The organism is Paracidovorax sp. (assembly GCF_057642795.1).
Map to the genome: position 1 here is coordinate 100,330 of NZ_JBXYZY010000002.1, position 19,590 is coordinate 119,919.

Annotated in this window: 16 protein-coding genes; 11 read left to right on the top strand and 5 right to left on the bottom strand. The window is 69.3% G+C overall.

The features are described 5' to 3' along the window. Positions 1–86 precede the first annotated feature (86 nt). From AC3A84_RS03230 to AC3A84_RS03240, 3 genes are read left to right on the top strand one after another with little or no spacing between them, the layout of a single operon-like run. Positions 87–683 carry an RNA polymerase sigma factor gene (locus AC3A84_RS03230; protein WP_487968305.1) on the top strand — a complete coding sequence of 199 codons (597 nt, stop codon included), beginning with the start codon at positions 87–89 and terminating at the stop codon, positions 681–683. Beyond that, on the top strand, positions 680–1,375 hold the full coding sequence (locus AC3A84_RS03235; RefSeq protein WP_487968306.1) for a hypothetical protein: 696 nt from the start codon (positions 680–682) through the stop codon (positions 1,373–1,375). The genes AC3A84_RS03230 and AC3A84_RS03235 overlap by 4 nt, the downstream gene beginning before the upstream one ends. Before the next feature lie 39 nt (positions 1,376–1,414). Continuing rightward, positions 1,415–2,887, top strand: coding sequence for a caspase family protein (locus AC3A84_RS03240; protein ID WP_487968307.1), 1,473 nt, complete (start codon positions 1,415–1,417; stop codon positions 2,885–2,887). Between the two features lie 60 nt (positions 2,888–2,947). Here AC3A84_RS03240 and AC3A84_RS03245 read toward each other — a convergent pair whose 3' ends face one another. The 3 genes from AC3A84_RS03245 to argC all read right to left on the bottom strand — a co-directional run bounded on the left by AC3A84_RS03245 (position 2,948) and on the right by argC (position 8,955). Beyond that, positions 2,948–5,608, bottom strand: coding sequence for a CHAT domain-containing protein (locus AC3A84_RS03245; protein WP_487968308.1), 2,661 nt, complete (start codon positions 5,606–5,608; stop codon positions 2,948–2,950). Between the two features lie 215 nt (positions 5,609–5,823). After that, complete coding sequence (locus AC3A84_RS03250; RefSeq protein WP_487968309.1) at positions 5,824–7,974, bottom strand: TonB-dependent receptor plug domain-containing protein; 2,151 nt, start codon at positions 7,972–7,974, stop codon at positions 5,824–5,826. A gap of 69 nt (positions 7,975–8,043) precedes the next feature. Beyond that, positions 8,044–8,955 (bottom strand): N-acetyl-gamma-glutamyl-phosphate reductase, encoded by a 912-nt coding sequence (gene argC, locus AC3A84_RS03255; protein WP_487968310.1) that lies wholly within the window; start codon positions 8,953–8,955, stop codon positions 8,044–8,046. 184 nt (positions 8,956–9,139) lie between these two features. On the opposite strand from argC, the gene sucC reads away from it, so the two are divergent. From sucC to AC3A84_RS03290, 7 genes are all read left to right on the top strand, one after another. Further along, complete coding sequence (gene sucC / locus AC3A84_RS03260) at positions 9,140–10,300, top strand: ADP-forming succinate--CoA ligase subunit beta (protein WP_092940265.1); 1,161 nt, start codon at positions 9,140–9,142, stop codon at positions 10,298–10,300. A 15-nt stretch (positions 10,301–10,315) separates the two neighbouring features. Continuing rightward, positions 10,316–11,212 (top strand): succinate--CoA ligase subunit alpha, encoded by an 897-nt coding sequence (sucD, locus tag AC3A84_RS03265; protein WP_092940266.1) that lies wholly within the window; start codon positions 10,316–10,318, stop codon positions 11,210–11,212. A 143-nt stretch (positions 11,213–11,355) separates the two neighbouring features. Then, positions 11,356–12,048: a TerC family protein gene (locus AC3A84_RS03270; protein WP_487968311.1), complete on the top strand. Its 693-nt coding sequence runs from the start codon at positions 11,356–11,358 to the stop codon at positions 12,046–12,048. Positions 12,049–12,349: 301 nt separating this feature from the next. Then, positions 12,350–13,195: a Stp1/IreP family PP2C-type Ser/Thr phosphatase gene (locus tag AC3A84_RS03275; protein ID WP_487968312.1), complete on the top strand. Its 846-nt coding sequence runs from the start codon at positions 12,350–12,352 to the stop codon at positions 13,193–13,195. 189 nt (positions 13,196–13,384) lie between these two features. Then, positions 13,385–14,083 carry an FHA domain-containing protein gene (locus AC3A84_RS03280; protein WP_487968313.1) on the top strand — a complete coding sequence of 233 codons (699 nt, stop codon included), beginning with the start codon at positions 13,385–13,387 and terminating at the stop codon, positions 14,081–14,083. Positions 14,084–14,313: 230 nt separating this feature from the next. Continuing rightward, positions 14,314–14,754: a pilin gene (locus AC3A84_RS03285; RefSeq protein WP_487968314.1), complete on the top strand. Its 441-nt coding sequence runs from the start codon at positions 14,314–14,316 to the stop codon at positions 14,752–14,754. A 56-nt stretch (positions 14,755–14,810) separates the two neighbouring features. Continuing rightward, positions 14,811–16,553, top strand: coding sequence for a PglL family O-oligosaccharyltransferase (locus tag AC3A84_RS03290; protein WP_487968315.1), 1,743 nt, complete (start codon positions 14,811–14,813; stop codon positions 16,551–16,553). On the opposite strand, the gene moaC is transcribed toward AC3A84_RS03290, so the two are convergent. Further along, positions 16,520–17,050 carry a cyclic pyranopterin monophosphate synthase MoaC gene (gene moaC, locus AC3A84_RS03295; RefSeq protein WP_487968316.1) on the bottom strand — a complete coding sequence of 177 codons (531 nt, stop codon included), beginning with the start codon at positions 17,048–17,050 and terminating at the stop codon, positions 16,520–16,522. The genes AC3A84_RS03290 and moaC overlap by 34 nt on opposite strands. A gap of 347 nt (positions 17,051–17,397) precedes the next feature. Here moaC and AC3A84_RS03300 point away from each other — a divergent pair, with 347 nt between their 5' ends. Further along, complete coding sequence (locus tag AC3A84_RS03300; protein ID WP_487968317.1) at positions 17,398–19,092, top strand: M48 family metalloprotease; 1,695 nt, start codon at positions 17,398–17,400, stop codon at positions 19,090–19,092. Here AC3A84_RS03300 and AC3A84_RS03305 read toward each other — a convergent pair. Beyond that, positions 19,060–19,416: a phage holin family protein gene (locus tag AC3A84_RS03305; protein ID WP_487968318.1), complete on the bottom strand. Its 357-nt coding sequence runs from the start codon at positions 19,414–19,416 to the stop codon at positions 19,060–19,062. The genes AC3A84_RS03300 and AC3A84_RS03305 overlap by 33 nt on opposite strands. Between the last annotated feature and the right edge of the window lie 174 nt (positions 19,417–19,590).

Consider the following 19,590-nt stretch of genomic DNA (forward strand, 5'->3'; position numbering starts at 1 on the left):
CGGGGGCCGCGCAGCGCGGCGCGCCCACTTGTGGCTATCATCCGCACGCCGCGGGCCTGCCAGCCCTGCATCCACCGCCCCGCCCCATGTCCGTATCCCCCTCGCCACAGGAACTGCTGGCCGCCATCCGTGCCCGCGACGAAGAGGCGCTGGCCTTGCTGTGGAAAGCCTGGGCCGGCAAGGTGCGGCTGTTCGCGCGCCTGCAGCTGGCGCCCTGCGGAGCCGAGGCCGATCCGCTGGCGCAGGAGGTCACCGTGGACGTGTTCCATGACCTCTGGCGCGACCCGGAACGCTTCGACGGGCGCGTGGCCTTCGGCACGTGGCTGCTGGCCGTGGCGCGCCACAAGGCCATCGACCGGCTGCGCCAGCGCGCCGTGCGCCAGCGGCACGAGACCGATCTGGACGGCGCGGGCATCGACCCGGCGGATGAGGCCCCCGGTCCCGCCGACCAGCTCGATGCCCAGCAGCACCGCGCGGGCCTGCTGCACTGCCTGCGCCGCCTGCGCAACGGCCTGCAGCGCGAGGCCTTGCTGCTGTGGGCGCTCGAAGACATGCCGCTGGCCGAGATCGCCCGCATCCAGCAGTGCGCCGAAAACACCGTCAAGACCCGGCTGTTCCATGGCCGCGGCAACCTGCGCACCTGCATGGACCGCTGGCTTGGCCGCTCCTCGCCTCCCGTATGACGACGCCTTCCGACCCCTCCGCCCACATTGGCGCGCCGCAGCGCTTCTCCGAGAACATCCCGGCCTACCTGAATGGCGAACTCCCGGCTGAGGAGTCTGCCTGGATGCAGGCGCAGGCCGCAGCGCACCCGGACTGGCTGGAGGACGTGCGCTGGGCCGAGCAACTGCGCGCCACGCTGCGCGCCGAGGCCGCAGCGGAGCCGCTGGAGGCGGGCTGGGCCGCGCTGCAGAGCCGCCTGCGCCAGGCTCCGGCGGCCGGCGCACCGGCGCAGCGCCCGGCCGTGCCACCACGGCCGTCGCCGTCTTCGCTTTCGCCCTGGCAGCGCTGGTGCCGCGCCGTGGCGGGTTGGCTGGCCCAGCCCGCCGGCGCGCTGGCCACGGTGCTGATCGTGGGGCAGGCCGGCTGGATCGCCTGGCAGGCCCGCACCCCGGAACCTGCCGACCTGTCCTGGCGCGGGACGGATGCCGCCCTGCTGGCCGAGGCCCCGGCGCGCCTCGCGTTCACCGTGGCCGATACGGCCGCCGTGCCCGTCTTGCAGGCCGTGCTGAGCGGCCAGCCGCAATGGCGCCTGTCTGCCTCCGGCGCTGGCACCTGGCTGCTGGAGGTGCCGGCGGCGGATGCTGCCCTGGCCCTGGGGCGGCTGCAGGCCCATCCGGGCGCCATCGCCGCTGCGGCGGTGCAGCCGCGCTGAGCCCGGCCGCACCGCGCGCGACCCCATCCCATCGCCCCCATGCTGCGCCGCCGCCAGGTCCTGCTGTCCGGTGCGGTCGCGCCCTGGGCGGGCCCGGCCCGAGCCGCAGCGGGTGGCCCGGCGGTGCGCCATGCGCTGCTGATCGGCGTGTCCGCCCTGGCACTGCAGCCGCGGGCCACGTGGCTGCGCGGTCCGCAGGAAGACGTGGCTGCGCTGCGGCGGGTGCTGCCGGGCCACGGTTTCGCGCCACAGTGCATCCAGGTGCTGGCCGATGGCGTGCCGGACACGCTGGCGCCCCTGCCCACGCGGGCCGTGCTGCTGGCGGCGCTGGACGGCATGGCCGCACGGCTGGCCCCGGGCGACACGGTGCTGCTGTACTGGTCCGGCCACGGCGTGCGGGTGGCCGGGCCGGCCAAGGACATGGCCGAGCCCGATGGCCGGCTGGCCTGCCTGCTGGCCCACGATGCGGCGCGCGTGGCGGACGCAGGCGCCTGGCCGCTGCAGGGCGCCGTTGCCGATGCCGAGGTGGGCGCCCGCATCGACGCCTGGCTGGCGCTGGGCGCCCATGTGCTGGCGGTGTTCGACACCTGCCACGCCGCATCCGCCACCCGCGCGGCGCAGCCCGGCGTGGCGTGGCGCGGCCTGCAGGTGGCCGACCTGGCCCCGCCGGGCCGTGCCGGCGCGGCCCAGGCGGGCCCTGCCCGGCTGCCCGAGCGCCTGCCCGCGCCCCGGCCGCGGCCCGAGGGCTATGTGGGGCTGTTCGCGTGCGGAGAGCTGCAGCGCACGCCCGAATGGCGCGGGCGCGACGGCACGGTGCGCGGGCTGTTCACGGCGGCGCTGTGCGCGGCGCTGGCCCCGGGTTCCGTGCCTGCAGGGCGCGAGGCGTTGCCGGACTATGCGGCCCTGGCGCGCCGCGTGCTGGCCGGCTGCGCCGACCGGGCGCAGGCCGCTGGCCTGCCGCGCTCGGCGTGGCCATCGCCCCGGTTCGAGGGCAGCCTGCAAGCGCCGCTGTGGACGCGCGCCGCCGTCCCGGTCCTCCAGCTCGCCGCCGCGGCGCACGCTGCCGCACCGTTGCCGCCCGGCGTCCGCGTGCGGATGGGATGTGCGCCGGCGGAACGGTCCGCGCAGGCGCCGGACTGGCTGGACTGGGGCGCGCAGCCCGAGCAGTCGCTGGGCCCGCTGGCAGCGGGCACCACGCTCACGCTGCAGGTGGAGAACGCTTGCGGCGGGGCACTGGATGTGCTGCTGGTGCACCGCACGGCCGCAGGCGGTACGGCCGTGCTGCATCCACCGCTGGCGGGCGACAGCCCCCGCCTGGACGCGGGCTGGCCGGCAGCGCCGGCGCGCCTGGTGCGCCGGTTCGTCCTTAGGGGCCCGGAGACTGCACCGGAATCGCTGGTGCTCCAGATCGCGCCCGCGTCCCCGCAGTCCCTGCCGCGCGCCATCGACCCGGCGCCTGCAGCGGCCTGGCAGGCGCGCTTGCACTGGCAGGTGGTGGCTGGCCGGTCGTGAGCGCCGCGGGCGGGCGGGGTGGCCTGCGGGAAGGGGATGGGTGAAATCCGGCCCTTGCGCTTATTCCGCCTGGACAGGATGCTCTGTTATTGGTAGCAAATCGTGGTCGGCCTCCGGCTGGGACAGGAGCACGAAGGCGCCCCAGTGGTAGGGATGCAGACCCATGCGGGCCGGGGGGGCGGGCGGCTGCGGCTGGGCGCTTTCGGGTGGCAGCGCGCCCAGGCCGCGCAGGGCGGCGCGGGGCTGTCCGCCCGCGATGCCGAGGGGCCGCAGATCGCCGCCCGCCAGCAGCGTGCGCTGGGCCTGCTGCAGGGCGCTTGCGGGCGGCAGCCCGGTGGCGAGCGCGCGGTAGAAGGCCTGCATGAGTGGGTGGGTCGATGCGTCCGGAATCGCCCACAGGCTGGCCAGCACGTGGCGCGCGCCGCGCGCGTGGGCCAGCCAGGCCAGGCTCTCCAGCGCCGTGCCATCGCCCTGCGGGCCGCTGGGCACGGCGGTTTCGCAGGCCGACAGCGTGAGCAGATCCAGGCCGTCGAAGCGGTACTCCGGCCCGGCCAGCGCCTGCAGCGTGATGCGCCGGTTGCGGCCGAGCTGCAGCCAGCCCGCGCCCGGCTGGCCGGGCACCAGCACGAAATGGCTGGCGATGTGCACCACGCGCTGCCGCGCCAGGGCGTGCTGCAGGCGCTGTGGGGTGAAGGCGTCGTCCAGGGCCACGTCGGCCGGGCCGGCGGCCGTGGCGAGCGCCTCGCGCTGGATGGCCCGCAGTTCGGCGCCGACGTGGGGCAGGGCGGGCAGGCCCGCGCCGTGGCTCGCGCCCAGCAGCGCCCAGCCGTCCCGCCGAGCGGGGGGCGGCGCTGGGCGGGTGGGCGCGGGCATGCCGCCATCCAGGGCCAGCGTGGTGCGCTCGACGAGCCAGTGCGTGCCGTCGAACAGCACGCCGAACGGCAGGTAGCGCAACGCGCCGACGGGGTGCACGCGCACCAGCGGCGGTGGCGGGGCGGCGGGGCCGGCGGACGGCGGTGCGCTGGAGGGCGGCAGCAGATCGGCCACGGGCGCCCAAAGCTGGCGGTACAGCGCATGGGCCAGCGGGCGTGGGTCGCTGGCGGGGTCCTGCAGCGCGCGCCGCAGCGCGGCGATCTGCTGCAGCAACTGCTCTTCGGGAAGCGGCACCTCGCGCACCGTGGTCTGGCCGTCGTGCTGCACGGCGATGCGCAAGGTGCGCGTGCCCGGCAGGTACAGCACGCGCGGCGGGCCGCCCAGCGCCAGCGCAGGGGCCGGGGCGGGGGCCGCGGGTGGCGGACCGGGCTCGGCCGCCCCGGGCAGCGCCAGCACGGCGGCCACCACGGGCTCCAGCGCGGCGCGCACGGCGGCTTCGCCTTCGCCCCGCGGGCGGCTGGCCTGGTTCCAGCGGGCCATGGCCTGCATCAAATCGGCCCGCCGCTGTGCCAGCCGCTGCTGGGCTGCCTGCTCGGCCGGGGCGAAAGGCAACAGCTGCGGCGGCGGCGCGCTGCGCACCAGCGCGTGGTAAGCGCCGTCGCGCACCAGGGCCAGCACCTGCTCGGCCTCCGCCAGGCGCTGCTGGCGGACCAGCGCGTCGGCCAGGTTTTCGTAGCCGTGCATCAGGCGGGCGACGAAGCGCTGCTGTGCGGCGGCGGAGGCATCGCCGAGCCGTGCGCGGTGCTGCTGCAGGGCGTTGACGAAGGCCTTGCCGTACGCCGCTTCGCCGGGGGCGTCGTCGGCCCCTTCGGCGGCATCCGCCAGCCGCTCGGCTGCCTGCCAGGCGAGATCGCCGTTGTCGAGCGCCCAGGCGATGGCCAGCGCCTCGGCGGCCTGGCGTTGCGCGGCGGCGGTGTCGCCGGCTCGGCGGCTCAGTTGGGCCTGCATCAGCAGCAGTCCCGCGCGGTCGCGCTCGATGAAGCCGCTCGTGGCTTCCATCGCGTCTACCTCCCGAGCGGCCTGGGCGCGGGCCTGCGCCAGGGCGGCGGTACCAGCGCTGGCGTCGGCGTCGAGCTCGGCCAGGCGGGTGCGCACCAGGGCCGCTGCTGGATGCTCCGCGGAGATGCGGCCTGCCGCCACGTCCTGCCGCAAGGCCTGCAGCCACCGGCGCTCATCCTCGGGGCGGCCCAGCAGGCGGGCCAGGGCGGCTAGCGAGCTGCCATCCCAGGCGAGGGCGTTGCCGTCGCCCGTGCGCCGGCTGTGGCGGTGGGCGGCTTGCCGCTCCGCGTAGGCGCGGGCGGTGTCGCCCAGCGCGAAGTGCAGCTGAGAGCGGTGGGACAGCACCGTCGCGCAAAGTGCGTCGTCGCAGGCGCCGTCGGCCGGCAGCCAGGGCTGCAGTGCCGCCAGTGCGGTCTGGGCCTCCCGCCACCGGCCGCGGGCCACCGCCTGCGAAAACAGCGCCTGCCGCGCCCCGAGAACCTCCGGCCCGTCCGCCCGTTGCCAGCGCAGTGCGGCGCGCAGGGCCTGCCGGCCCTGCGCCTGCGCGGCCGCCGCCTCGCCGCGCTGGTGGTACAGCCAGCTGGCAACCTGGGCGGCGCGCGACGCACCTAGGCCGCGTTCGCGGGCCGTCAGCTGTGCGCCATGCGCGAAGAGGCGGCGCGCCGTGCGCAGGTCGTCCCAGGCGGCGGCCTCGGGCGGGCCTTGCAGGGTGCGGCCTGCGCGCTGCAGCAAAGCGTCGGCCTGCTGCAGCGCCGGGCCGGCGGCCCCGCTGTGAAGGGGCAGTAGCAAGAACAGGAGCAGGCCGGCCAGCAGCCATAGGGGCCCGCGCCGGGGGCTCGGGGGCGGCCTGCGCATCTCAGCGTCCTTGCGGGCTGTGCCCCGCGCAGGCGGTTTTGACAGCGTTCAGGCCGCGCCGTCCTCTGCGGCGCGCGGCCGCTTTGGCGCGGGCTGTGGTGGCCGCGCGAGGGCGTGGAGGCCCGGGCAGGCAGCGGCGCCACGCCATGTCAGAAGTCCCGCTCCAGGCCCAGGGCGGCGGTCCAGGCCCGGGACAGGCGGGCGGTCTCGGTCTGCTGGCTTCCCGTGTCGCTGGTGGCCGAGACCAGCCGGGTGCGCCAGTCCTGGCCCCACTGGGTGGCGCGCAGGCGCAGGCGGGTCTGCGCATCGATCTTCCACAGCGCGTAGGCGTCCATGGTGGCGAGCGTGCGGGTGCGGAGCAGGCTGGTGGCGCTGGCCCGGGCCGCGTAGCCGGACTCCAGCTTCAGCGTCGCGCCCCAGGTCACCGCGGGCCACGTCCGGCTGCCGGCATCGAAGCCCAGGCCTGCGACGATCGGCGCCTGGCCTGCGAGCCGTGCGGGCGCAGCCGTGGCGGCCACGGTGGAACGGGTGATCGTGAGGTCGGCGCGCACCACCAGCGGGGCATGCCAGGCATCGTCCCGCGCGAGGCGGGCGAAATCCCAGCGCCATTGCGCCTCGGCACCGCGCACGCGGGTCTGGCCGATGTTGGCGGGAGACTGCACCCAGCGGCCGTCGTCGCGCAGCGAGAGCTGGCGCACGATGGCGTCCTGGATGTCGCGGGCGAACAGTCCGATCCGCAGCTCGCCGGGCCGCTCGCCTTGCAGATTGGCGCTGCCGTGGGCCTGGGTGACGCCGGCCTCGATGCCATGGGCCCGTTCGTTGCGCAGCGAGGGGTTGCCGCGCACGTCGGGGAAGAAAGCGCTGTTGGCGCCGCCGGTGCTGCGGCCGCCCGGCGACAGGTCGTTCAGGCGGGGCTGGCGGTAGGTGCGCGCCACGCCCAGGTGCCAGAGCCGGTCGGCGCCCTGCGCCCAGCCCAGATCGAGCGAGGGCAGCCACACGGCCGCGCTGTTGCGGCGCTGCGCCGGGTCGTCGGCATCGCCCGTGGCGGTGTGTTGCCGCTCCCGCCGCAGGCCGGTCTCCACGCGCCAGCCGGGTGCGGGCTGCCACTGCACCTGGCCGAACACGCCCAGGGCGCGGCGGGCCAGGCGCGACGTCTCCGGCTCGCCGTCGGAGACCGCGTTCTCCCCGCCGCGGTCGCGCCGCAGCTCGGCACCCGCCGTCCAGCGCCAGTGGGCGCTGACGGGCTGCTCCACCCGCACGGCCAGCCGTCGGCTGCGTTCCACCGAGGCGCCCTGCCAGTCGCTCGCGTCCTGCGGCTCGCCGGCCCCATCGAATGCCGCCGTCTGGAAGACATCGTGGGAGGCCACGCGCGACTGCAGGTAGTCCAGGCGCAGCGTTCCGCCGGTCGCCAGGCGGTGCTGCCAGCGCAGTTGCGGCTCGATGTGCTGAAAGCGCGGCTCGTCGTCGTGCGTGATGGTGGTGGTGGGGCCGTTGCGCCACCGCCCGTCGGCCAGGCTGGTGCCGGCCGTGGTACGGCGGGTGGGGCCCCGCTCGGCCAGCAACTTGAGGGTGATCTCGTCATCGCCGCCGGGCTTCCAGTCGAGCGCGCCCTGGAGTACCCATTCGCGGGACCGCAGGCCGGTGCGCTGGCGCGTGTCTTCGGCCTGGTAGAGCGTTCCGTCCGGGCCGGTGATCCGGCTGACGGCGTGCCGCTGCGTGGCGCTGTCGCCGTCCCGCCAGCGGGCGGCCAGGCGCCACGCCACATCGCCCTGCCGGTCGCCCCACTGCAGGCCCAGGCGCTGGCTGTGCCCGCCCCGCGTGGCGCCGGCTTCGGCCGTGGCACGGCGCAGGGGCGCGCCGTCCGCCTCGCGGGTGGTGATGCGGAGGGTGCCGGCAATGCCTTCGCCGCCATCGGCAGCGCTGGCGCCGCGCACGATCTCGATACGCTCCACGAACTCGCTGCCCAGGCCGTCGAGCATCGGGCCTTGCCCCTGCACGCCCAGCGGCCGGCCGTCGAGCAACACTTGCACATAGCCGCCGCCCATGCCCCTGAGCAGCACCCGGCCGTCCGGATCGAGGGTGAGGCCCGGCAGGCGGCGCAGCACATCGGCCAGGGTGCTGTCGCCCCCGCGGGCCAGTTCCTCATGTTCGTAGGTTGTGGTCTGGGCGTCGTTGGCGCCGCCCGTGGCACGCACGGTGACGGGTGCCATCCCTTGCGCCGCGGCGGCGGTCGCGGTGCACAGCAATACGCCACCCAGCGCCCGGCGGGTGGCTGCGCGGTAGTGTGCGGTGGTGGACATGTTCGCGGTCTCCCTGCAGCCGCACGGACGGTGTGCCGTCCCGTAGCGGGTCGTGTGTGTGGCGGCTGTTTACAGCCCCAGCATCAGCTGGAGGTTCTGCACGGCCGCGCCGCTGGCGCCCTTGCCCAGGTTGTCTAGGCGCGCCACCACGACCGCGTGGCCGGCTTCTTCGTTGCCGAAGACGCGGATTTCCAGCTGGTTGGTGTCCTTGAGCGCCACGGCGTCCAGCTTGCCCGACGCGGTGGCGGGCTCCACCGACACCCACTGGCTGCCCGCATAGTGCTGGGCGTACACCTCGTGTAGGCGCGCCAGCGTGGGCCGGCCCGCCAGCAGGTCCAGGTGCAGGGGCAGCTCCACCAGCATGCCCTGGTCGAAGTTGCCCACCGCGGGAATGAAGATGGGCCGGCGCGCCACGCGGCCATAGCGCATGATCTCCGGCAGGTGCTTGTGCTGCAGGCCCAGGGCGTACAGCTCGTACGGCGCGGCACCGCCCGCCTCGTAGGCCTCGATCATCTGCCGGCCGCCGCCGGTGTAGCCGCTGATGGACGGCAGGGCGACGGGGTAGTCGGCGGGCAGCACGCCGGCATCGACCAGCGGACGCAGCAGCGCGATCGCACCCGTGGCATAGCAACCGGGGTTGGCCACCCGGTCGGCCTGCTGCACGGCGGCCCGCTGGCCTTGCGACAGTTCGGGAAAGCCGTAGGTCCAGCCTTCGGCGGTGCGGTGGGCGGTGCTCGCGTCGATGATGCGCGGCTTATTGCCCGGCAGCTGGTCGATCATGGCCACGGATTCGCGTGCGGCATCGTCGTGCAGGCACAGGATGACCAGGTCCACCTCGGCCATGATCCGGCGCTTGGTCTCCGGGTCCTTGCGCAGCTCGGCAGGGATGCTGACCAGCTCGACCTGCGGCATCGCCTGCAGGCGCTCGCGGATCTGCAGACCCGTGGTTCCGGCTTCGCCGTCGATGAAGACTTTGGTCATGAAATGCTCCTGCTGAGGCCGGCGAACGGGGCCTGTTCCGCCGGTGGGGCTGTAAGTTATATCCACATGGATGGTGCGCCGCAGCATGATACAGTCGCTGGTTGCCATGTCCCAAGCCCGCGGCCAGAGACATTCCAACATCATGGCAAACGGGTAAACACCATCCTTTCCTGAGAGAGACCTCATGAAGATTCACGAATACCAAGGCAAGGAAATCTTGCGCAATTTTGGTGTGCCCGTTCCGCGCGGCATTCCTGCTTTCACGGTGCAGGAAGCCGTGGAAGCCGCCCAGAAGCTCGGCGGCCCCGTGTGGGTGGTCAAGGCCCAGATCCACGCCGGTGGCCGTGGCAAGGGCGGCGGCGTGAAGGTGGCCAAGAGCATCGACGACGTCAAGAAGCTCGCTGGCGAGATCCTGGGCATGCAGCTCAAGACCCACCAGACCGGCCCCGAAGGCCAGAAGGTCCGCCGCCTCTACATCGAAGACGGCGCCGATATCAAGAACGAACTCTACGTCTCGCTGGTCACCGACCGCGCCACGCAGAAGGTCGCCCTGATCGCTTCGAGCGAAGGCGGCATGGACATCGAGGAAGTGGCCCACTCCACGCCCGAGAAGATCGTCACCGAGATGATCGACCCGCTCACCGGCATCACGCCCGAGCAGGGCAAGAAGGTTGCCGAAGCCATCGGCCTCACCGGCAAGTCCGTGGACCAGGCGCTGGACATCTTCGCGAAGATCTACAAGTGCTACATGGAAACCGACGCGTCGCTGGTGGAAATCAACCCGCTGAACTGCGACTCCAAGGGTGACCTGATGGCCCTGGACGCGAAGTTCAACTTCGACGCCAACGCCCTGTTCCGCCATCCCGAGATCGTGGCCTACCGCGACCTGGACGAAGAAGATCCGGCCGAGGTGGAAGCCTCCAAGTTCGACCTGGCCTACATCAGCCTGGACGGCAACATCGGCTGCCTGGTGAACGGTGCCGGCCTGGCCATGGCCACCATGGACACCATCAAGCTGTTCGGCGGCGAGCCGGCCAACTTCCTGGACGTGGGCGGCGGCGCCACCCCCGAGAAGGTCACCGAAGCCTTCAAGATCATGCTCAAGAACCCCAAGGTCGAGGGCATCCTGGTCAACATCTTCGGCGGCATCATGAAGTGCGACACCATCGCCACGGGCGTCATCACCGCCTGCAAGGCCGTGAACCTGAACGTGCCGCTGGTCGTGCGCATGAAGGGCACCAACGAAGAGCTGGGCAAGAAGATGCTGGCCGAATCCGGCCTGCCGATCATCGCTGCAGACACCATGGCCGAAGCTGCGACGAAGATCGTTGCTGCCGTCAAGTAAGCCCGGAGAACACTCATGTCGATCTACATCAACAAAGACACCAAGGTCATCACCCAAGGCATCACGGGCAAGACGGGCCAGTTCCACACCGAAAAGTGCCAGGAATACGCGAACGGCAAGAACTGCTTCGTCGCGGGCGTGAACCCCAAGAAAGCCGGCGAGTCGATCTTCAACATCCCGATCTACGCATCCGTCAAGGAAGCCGCATCGCAGACCGGCGCCACCGTGTCGGTGATCTACGTGCCGCCCGCAGGCGCCGCTGCCGCCATCTGGGAAGCCGTGGAAGCCGACCTGGACATGGCCATCTGCATCACCGAAGGCATTCCGGTTCGCGACATGCTCGAAGTGCGCAACAAGATGAAGGCCAAGGAAGCCGCCGGCGGCAAGAAGACGCTGCTGCTGGGCCCCAACTGCCCCGGCCTGATCACGCCCGACGAGATCAAGATCGGCATCATGCCCGGCCACATCCACCGCAAGGGCCGCATCGGCGTGGTCTCGCGCTCCGGCACGCTGACGTATGAAGCCGTGGCCATGCTGACCGAAGTCGGGCTGGGCCAGTCGAGCGCCGTGGGCATCGGTGGCGACCCCATCAACGGCCTCAAGCACATCGACGTCATGAAGGCCTTCAACGACGATCCCGACACCGACGCCGTCATCATGATCGGTGAAATCGGTGGTCCGGATGAAGCTGAAGCCGCCCAATGGTGCAAGGCCAACATGAAGAAGCCGATCGTCGGCTTCATCGCTGGCGTGACCGCCCCTCCCGGCAAGCGCATGGGCCACGCCGGCGCGCTGATCTCCGGCGGCGCCGACACGGCCGATGCCAAGCTCGCCATCATGGAAGAGTGCGGCTTCGTCGTGACGCGCAACCCGTCCGAACTGGGCAAGCTGCTCAAGGCCCAGCTGAAGTGATCGGGCTCCCGGCGCGGCGGTAAGCAAAACTACGCACGCTCCGGTGCCTGGCCGCCGATAAACTTGGCGCTCCAAAAAGAACGGAAGCGCCCGAAACGTGAGTTTCGGGCGCTTCTTGCATTCATAACACCGGAGCACACGCCATGGAATTCCTGCAATCCGCCGACTTCTGGATCGGCCTGGTCAAGATCGTCTGGATCAACATCATCCTCTCGGGTGACAACGCCGTTGTGATCGCGCTGGCGGCCCGCTCGCTGCCGCCCCATCAGCAGAAGAAGGCCATCGCCTGGGGTTCGGGCGCTGCCGTGTTCCTGCGCATCGCGCTCACGGTGGTCGCGGCCAAGCTGCTGGAGTTGTCCTTCCTGCAGATCATCGGTGGCTGCCTGCTGCTCTGGATCGGCTTCCAGCTGCTCACCGATGGCGACGAAGACGAAGGCGAATCCAAGGCCAGCGGCGGCTTGATGGCTGCCGTGCGCACCATCCTCATCGCCGACTTGGTGATGAGCCTGGACAATGTGATCGCCGTCGCGGCTGCCGCCCACGGCAACATGGTGCTGCTCATCCTGGGCTTGGCCATCAGCATTCCGCTGGTGATCTTCGGCAGCACGCTGATGATCAAGTTGATGGAACGCTTCCCCGTCATCGTCCTGCTGGGCGCCGGCTTGATCGGCTGGGTGGGCGGCGAGACCATTGTGAGCGACGTGGCGCTGCACGGCTACGTGATCGCGCACCCCTGGCTGCACTACGTGGCGGCTGCACTCGGCGCCTTGCTGGTCGTAGGTGCCGGCAAGTGGATGCAGGCACGCGCTCAGCGAAGCAGCGCTGCGGCCGCCTGAAGGACGTAGCGGGGGCGAAGGCCCTGATCGCAGCGATGCCTTGGAAGGCGTTGCTTTGCCTGTGATTGCGTCTTCTGCACAGCGCCGGACGAGCGATGTGGATCTGCTTCTGGCCGTCTCGCCGGCCCTGTGCCCTCGTCTATGATGCGCAGGAGACTCCAGAGCATCATATGGCGGCGACCCTCACCCTTACTGCGGCGCGACCAGCCCGGCACGCCCCACACGGCCTTGGCCGGCAGGCCTCACGGTCAAGCCTGCAAGGGCTCGCCGCGCCGGCGCTGCCCCTGCACCACCCCTTCCCATGAAGTCCACCCTGGCTGCCCCGCTGACCTATGAGTTCTGCGCGCTGTCAGACTGCGGCCGCGTGCGCGACAACAACGAAGATGCCGTGCTGGTGATGGAGAACACCCGTATCGCCGTGCTGGCCGATGGCATGGGCGGCTACAACGCCGGTGAAGTCGCGAGTGGCATGGCAGTTCAATCCATCGCCGCCGACATGGCTGGCTGGCTGGGCCGGGATCGGGAGCCCGGCGATAGCGTGGGCCGTGCGCTGGAGCGCAGCGTTGCCAATGCCAACTACGCCATCCTCAGCGCCTCGCTCTCGCACCCGGAGTATTCGGGCATGGGCACGACCCTGGTGGTCGGTGTCTTCCTGAACGAACGGCTCATCCTCGGCCATGTGGGGGACTCGCGCTGCTATCGCTGGCGCGACGGTGTGCTGCATCAGCTCACCCGGGATCATTCCTGGCTGCAGGAGCAGATCGACGCCGGCCTGCTCACGCCCGAGCAGGCTGCGGTGTCGGGCTATCGCAACCTCGTCACCAGGGCGCTCGGCGTGGATGCCGTCGTGCAGATTGAGGTCAACGAATTTCCCGTGCAGGCGGGCGACCTGTTTCTGCTGTGCTCGGATGGCCTCACGGACATGGCGGACGACCGTGCCCTGGCCGGTTTGATGGCCATGCCGCTGGCGCTGCCGGACATGGCGACCCGCTTGGTGGAACTCGCCAACCTGATGGGCGGCCGCGACAATATCAGCGTGGTGCTGGTGGCGGTGCAAGGGCCGCCGGCTACCGGGGGCGCGGGGGGGCAGAATGGTCGCTTGCGGAACCTGATGTCGCGGCTCCTGAGTCCCCCGCCGGGCGGGTAGAGGCGGCGCTTTCGCATCGAAGACAGACGAAACTACACGGGATGCGGATGCAGGCACGCTAGAGCGCTCCCTACGGATCCGGCGCAATTCAAGGCGGGCTTACTACAAGTTCAACCGCCTCCCCGTTCCCACACACTCAATGACTGCCACTGACTGCCGCAACGAGCCGGCCCTGAAGAGGAGCTCTCCATGCCCAAGATGATCATCGCCATCGACGGCGTCGTGATGAACGAGGTCGAACTCGCCAAGGAGCGCACCACCCTCGGCCGCCGCCCCTACAACGACGTGGTGATCGACAACCTGGCCATCAGCGGCGAACACGCCGTGCTGCACATGCCCGCGCCGGGCGGCCCGGTGGAAATCGAAGACCTGCAGAGCACCAACGGCACCTACGTCAACGGCGCGCCCATTCAGCGGCAGGTGCTGCGCAGCGGCGACGTCATCGAAATGGGCAAGTACAAGATCCGCTTCATGCAGGACGAGGGTCAGGCCGATGCCTACGAACACACCCTGGTGTTCAAGCCCGGCATGGCCCCGCCCCGCAATCAGTCCACGCGCCCGGCCCCCCTGGCCGGTGCCATGCCCCTGACCGCCACCCCGCCGCCCGCCGTGGCCGCACCCACCTCTGCTGCCATCCGCGTGCTGACCGGCCCCGCCGCCGGACGCGAAGTGGCCCTGACCAAGGTCGTCACCACCCTGGGCAAGCCCGGCGTGGCGGTGGCCTCGATCACCCGGCGGCATGACGAATCGTTTGAGCTGGCCCATGTGGAAGGCGAGCAGACAGCGATCCTGAACGGCACGGCACTGGGCGCGGAGGGGATGCCGCTCAGGCATGGCGACCGCATCGAACTCGCAGGGACGGCAATGGAGTTCGTCGTCGTCAACTGAGCTCGCGTGGCTCACGTGCTGGCGGCCCCTTGAAATGACAAATCCGTCTGACAGGATTGTCACTTTCGGCGGTATTCTCTCCTTCGTGTAAACCGCCGTGCGCGCGTGTTGCCGAATGTTGGGGCGCGCGACCGAGGGCCCGGCTGGCATGCAACCTGCTGAACTTCCGGGAACCTGAAGAACTCTTCGGCAGGTTTCTCTTTTTTTTGACCGACTCTCTGGAGTATTTTATGAAGCGTAATCTGCAAAAGGGTTTTACCCTGATCGAACTGATGATCGTCGTGGCGATCATTGGTATCTTGGCTGCCGTGGCACTGCCGGCTTATCAGGATTACACGGTGCGCGCGCGCGTGTCCGAGGGCTTGGTGGCTGCCTCTGCCGCAAAGACGACCGTGGCTGAGAATGCGGCCAATGGCGCGTCCGACTTGTCTTTGGGGTGGACGGCACCTTCCGCTACGACCAACGTGGCCTCTGTGGGTATCGCATCGGGTACCGGGGTGATTACCGTCACCACCACTTCCCGTGCTGGCTCTGTGACGCTTTCGTTGACTCCCAATGCTCCTGCTGGAACTGGCTTGACTGCTGGTAATGTGCCTGGCACCAACATCGTTTGGAAATGCACGACTAGCGATACGGCCAAGAGCAAATACGTGCCTAGCGAGTGCCGCTAATTTTCATATGTTTATTCAAAAGGGGCTTCGGCCCCTTTTTGTTTTTGTGGCCGAGCATGCCTGCCTATCAAAAAATATCGCTGAAGCCCATTTGGATCTTTTTGGGAGGGCTGTTGCTGGGGTGTGCCTGGCTGCTCCCTAATCATTACGAACCGTGGACATCCATGCAGTCGGATGCATGGATGGCGACTTGGTTCTTTTGCCTGCTGCTGTTTACCTGGGTGACTGAACGGCGGTTTTCGGTCAGCATGCCCTGCATGCTCTTTCTGGCGTGCTCTTTGATCCCCTGGCTGCAATATCGCTTGGGCGTGCTCCCATACTCCGGACAGGTGTGGATCGGATTTGCTTACGTTGCAGGAGCTGCCGTTGCTTTATGGCTTGGAACGGTGTGGGGTGCCGGAAAGCGTGCGGAGATCGGTGATACGATTTTTTTAGCCATCGGCATAGCATCGATTGCTTCTGTCGGCATCAATATCTGTCAATGGCTCAGTCTGGTCGAAGGTGAGTCCATGGAAACATGGGTGATGGCAGGTTCCCCCATCAGGGCGATTTCCAACCTGGCTCAGCCCAACCAGACCTCAACCTTGTTGGTGTGGGGTATTGCGGCTCAATTGTGGGCATTGGCCAGAAACAAGGTGCGAGAGCCTGTGTTCCTGCTCGCAACCATCTGGCTGCTCTTCGGCATTGTCCTTACGCAATCTCGCACGGGCATCCTAGAACTGGCGGCGCTGATGTTCTTGCTGGTCTGGCACCGGAAGACCATCGGCATTCAAAGACGGCTCATCGTTAAACTGGCCAGTTGCATCCTGACAGCCTCTGTGCTGATGCTTTTGTGGCCCTCCATCAACGCGGCCCTGGGGCTGGGTGATGGTATGGATGCGTTGAAGCGCCTGGCAGGCGAGCCTCGCCCCACCCAATGGATGATGCTGCTTCGCGGTGCTGCACTGAATCCCTGGCTGGGGTATGGCTGGAATCAGGTGGTCGCGGCGCAACTCGCGCTGGAAAAGACGCCGGCGGTGCTCGACCATATGCTGTTTGCGCAGTCCCATAATGTCTTCCTCGATCTGATCATCTGGTGCGGATTCCCCTTGGGCCTGCTTCTGGGGGGGGCTTTGCTGATTTTTTCATTGAAGTGCATTTCCCAGCGGCTGAATGCCCAGGTGCTGCCGTTTTGCGTGGTATTTGTGGCGTTTAGTATTCACTCTATGCTGGAATACCCATTCCAGTATGCTTATTTTCTTTTTCCTGCCATGCTCTGCCTGGGGGTGCTGCATGCCGGTATGGCCAAAGGAAACCACAGGTCATTTGAGCGATGGACGTTGGTTCCGCTGATCGTCACCTATGCAGTGGTCGGCTCGGCAATCATTCTGGATGCATTCCGAATGGAGGACTCCTGGCGGTCCGTGAGGCTGCGAATTTCCGGAATATGGATATCGGAAGAGCAGGCGCGACTGCCAGATCTCCCCATGCTTTCTCACATGCGCCAAGTATTCATTGCGGAGAAGTATGAGCTACGCACACCTATGCCTACGCAAGATGTGGAGTGGCTCAAGACCGTTGTGAATATTCTGCCGAGCTCGCTCAATATGATGAAGCTGTCTGCCGCCCTGGCCATACAAGGTCGCCTGGACGAGAGCAGGCAATGGCAGGAGAAAATATGCAGGCTGGCCCCACCCTCTCAGTGCCAGACGATAGGGCAACGCTGGAAGATGCTGGAGATGCAGTTTCCAGCGCTTGCCAAGGTTCCCTGGCCCCTGGCTCCCGATCAGCCAGCGGCGGCGGCCGAAGCTGAGAAGTAGGCGCTTTTACCGCCGGTCTTGCTCACCACGGCGATCGACTGCATGACCATCCCCCGATCCACCGCCTTGCACATATCGTAGATCGTCAGCAAAGCCACCTGCACCGCCGTCAGCGCCTCCATTTCCACCCCTGTCGGCCCCACGGTTTCCACGGTGGCGGTGCATTGGATGCCGGGCGTGCCTTCGCTCAGCACGGCGAATTCCACCGCCACCCGTGTGAGCGCCAAGGGGTGGCACAGCGGGATCAGATCGCTGGTTTTCTTCGCGGCCATGATGCCGGCGATGCGGGCGATGCCCAGTACGTCGCCTTTCTTGGCGGTGCCTGATTCGATCAGGGCCAGGGTGGCGGGCTGCATTTCGATGCGGCCGCTGGCGATGGCCGTGCGGTGGGTGGCGGGCTTGGCGCCGACGTCCACCATGTGGGCCTGGCCCTGGGCGTCGAAGTGGGTGAGGGGGGAAGGCGTGGGGGTCGGGGGGGCGGAGTGCTTGTCGCTCATGGCTGGATGGGGCGCCGATCGCTCGGTCGGCCCGTCTGATCAATGGGTCGCTGGGTAGGAGAAGAAGAGTGGTGTGGTTGTTCGGCCTGCGCGGGGCCCGATGTTGGGACGGTACTGCGTCGGCCTGTCCGTCAGCGTGGTTTTCCGCCAGCCGATGGGGTCGGCCGGAGGCGACGAATCCGGGCGTGTGGCGGGACGGCGCGTTGCGGCCAGCGCAGAGTCCTGATGCCACGGCCGCGAAACCAACTGCGGATCGGGGCATCATACGGCGCATGCCTGTTTTCTTCCGAGCCCGTCCTTTGTCCGCTGCCGCAGGCGTGTCCCGGGCGCCGGTGTCCCCGGATTCCATGCGGAAACGGGCGGCAGCGCAGGCCAGGCAAGCGTTGACAGCTTCGTTTTTGATAGCGATTCAGGCCATGACGGCGGGGGGCGCGTCGGCCCAGGCTCCGGCGCAGGCGTCATCGCAGTCCCAGCGCGGCCTGCCCTCCATGGGCGACGGTGCCGACATGACGACCAGCGAGGAGCGCCGGCTGGGGGATCGCATCATTCGGGAGCTCTACCGCGACCCGGACTACATCGACGATGCCGTGCTGAACGAATACGTCCAGCACCTGTTCATGCAATTGCTCAAGGCCTCGCGGGAGCGGGGCGAGCTCTCGCCCGAGCTGGAGGAACGTTTCGCCTGGGAGGTGCTGCTGGGCCGTGACCGCACCGTCAATGCCTTCGCGCTGCCCGGGGGCTACTTCGGCGTGCATCTGGGGCTGGTGGCGGTGGTCTCCACGCGCGACGAGCTGGCCTCGGTGCTGGCGCATGAGCTCAGCCACGTCACGCAGCGCCACATCTCGCGCCTGATCGCGCAGCAGAGCCGGCAGACGCCGCTGGTGCTCGGCGCCATGGTGCTGGGGGCCCTGGCCGCGAGCAAGAACCCGGGGGCGGCGCAGGCGATGATGGTGGGCGGCCAGGCCCTGGCGGTGCAGAACCAGCTGAACTTCTCGCGCGACATGGAGCGCGAGGCCGACCGGGTGGGCTACAGCATCATGGCGCCGGCCGGCTTCGCGCCGCAGGGCTTCGTGAGCATGTTCGACAAGCTCCAGAAGGCCAACCGCCTCAACGACAACGGCAGCTGGCCGTATCTGCGCAGCCACCCGTTGACCACGCAGCGCATTGCCGACATGCATTCACGCGTGCCGGCGGGCACGCCGCCTGCGCCGCCGCCCACGCTGGAACATGCCATGGTCGCCGCGCGTGCCCGGGTGCTGATGCGCCCCGGGGTGGATGCGTGGCGCCAATGGGAGGCCGAGCCGCGCACGACCGGCTTTGCCTCGCGGCCGGCGGCGCAGCGGGCCGCCGCCTGGTATGCCGCCGTGTTGAGCGCCGTGCAGCTGCGCGAGGTGGCCGCGGCGCGCGAAGGCTTGAAGAGCCTGGATGGCGTGGTGCGGGGCGACCCGGCCGCCGAACGGCAGGCGCGCCTGCTCGCGGCTGAAGTGGACATGGCCGCTGGCGATGCGCGCATGGCGGCGCAGCGGCTGGCCCAGGCGCCTGGCGCCGGTGCGGCAGGCGGCCCTGGCGGAGCGGCCACGGGATCATCTCCTGCCGCAGCATCGGCTTCCTTGTCGGTGGCCGATCTGGAACGGGCGGAGCGCGGGGGTGTGATGGGTGGCGCTGGTGCCTCGGTCGGGGCTTCCGGTGTCGGCCGGCCGGAGCTGATCCTGCGCACCCAGGCGCTGCTGCGGGCGAATGCGAGCGCCGAGATGATCGGGCCGCTGCAGACCTGGGTGGCGAGCTATCCGCGCGATGCCACGGTGTGGCAGCTGCTGGCGGCGGTATGGCAGCAGCAGGGCGATGCCCTGCGTTCGGTGCGCGCCGAGGCCGAGGCCCAGGCTGCGCGCTATGACTATCAGGCGGCGATGGACCGCTTCAGGGCGGGCCAGGACTTGTCGCGCAAGAGCGCCGCGGCGTCCGACTATGTCGAGGCGTCGATCATCGACACGCGGCTGCGTGCGATGCAGTCACTTCTTAAGGAACAGGCCGCCGAGCGCTGATTCGATCACCAGGCCCAGCAGCGAGTAGAGCAGCGAGCCGATCAGCGCCGCGCTGAAGCCGTGCACCTGGAAGCCGTTGCCCAGCACGCTGGCGGCGGCCCAGAACATCAGTGCGTTGATGACAAAGAGAAAAAGACCCACGGTGACGATGGTGACCGGCAGCGTCAGTACCACCAGCACCGGCCGCAGCACCACGTTGAAGAGCCCGATCACGAAGGCGGCCAGCAGCGCCGACGGGAAGCTGCGCACCTCCACGCCGTGATAGATGTAGGCCACGCACAGCAGGGCGACTGCGCTCAGCAGCCATTTGAGAAGCAGTTTCATGCACGAAAGGATAGCAGCAGCGTGTGGCTCATGGCTGCAGGCGCGGCCCGCGCTCGGGCGACGCTGCGAAGGCGCGGTCGCCAAAACAAAGGGCCGCCACGCCGTTTGCACGGCGGGCGGCCCCTGAGGGCGCCGAGGCAGATCGGGATCAGCGGTTCAGCTGCCAGCCGCGCG

Coding starts and splice junctions, on each gene's coding strand:
- AC3A84_RS03230 (WP_487968305.1), top strand. CDS start 87: ATGTCCGTATCCCCCTCGCCACAGGAACTGCTGGCCGCCATCCGTGCC.
- AC3A84_RS03235 (WP_487968306.1), top strand. CDS start 680: ATGACGACGCCTTCCGACCCCTCCGCCCACATTGGCGCGCCGCAGCGC.
- AC3A84_RS03240 (WP_487968307.1), top strand. CDS start 1,415: ATGCTGCGCCGCCGCCAGGTCCTGCTGTCCGGTGCGGTCGCGCCCTGG.
- AC3A84_RS03250 (WP_487968309.1), bottom strand. CDS start 7,974: ATGTCCACCACCGCACACTACCGCGCAGCCACCCGCCGGGCGCTGGGT.
- argC (WP_487968310.1), bottom strand. CDS start 8,955: ATGACCAAAGTCTTCATCGACGGCGAAGCCGGAACCACGGGTCTGCAG.
- sucC (WP_092940265.1), top strand. CDS start 9,140: ATGAAGATTCACGAATACCAAGGCAAGGAAATCTTGCGCAATTTTGGT.
- sucD (WP_092940266.1), top strand. CDS start 10,316: ATGTCGATCTACATCAACAAAGACACCAAGGTCATCACCCAAGGCATC.
- AC3A84_RS03270 (WP_487968311.1), top strand. CDS start 11,356: ATGGAATTCCTGCAATCCGCCGACTTCTGGATCGGCCTGGTCAAGATC.
- AC3A84_RS03275 (WP_487968312.1), top strand. CDS start 12,350: ATGAAGTCCACCCTGGCTGCCCCGCTGACCTATGAGTTCTGCGCGCTG.
- AC3A84_RS03280 (WP_487968313.1), top strand. CDS start 13,385: ATGCCCAAGATGATCATCGCCATCGACGGCGTCGTGATGAACGAGGTC.
- AC3A84_RS03285 (WP_487968314.1), top strand. CDS start 14,314: ATGAAGCGTAATCTGCAAAAGGGTTTTACCCTGATCGAACTGATGATC.
- AC3A84_RS03290 (WP_487968315.1), top strand. CDS start 14,811: ATGCCTGCCTATCAAAAAATATCGCTGAAGCCCATTTGGATCTTTTTG.
- moaC (WP_487968316.1), bottom strand. CDS start 17,050: ATGAGCGACAAGCACTCCGCCCCCCCGACCCCCACGCCTTCCCCCCTC.
- AC3A84_RS03300 (WP_487968317.1), top strand. CDS start 17,398: ATGCGGAAACGGGCGGCAGCGCAGGCCAGGCAAGCGTTGACAGCTTCG.
- AC3A84_RS03305 (WP_487968318.1), bottom strand. CDS start 19,416: ATGAAACTGCTTCTCAAATGGCTGCTGAGCGCAGTCGCCCTGCTGTGC.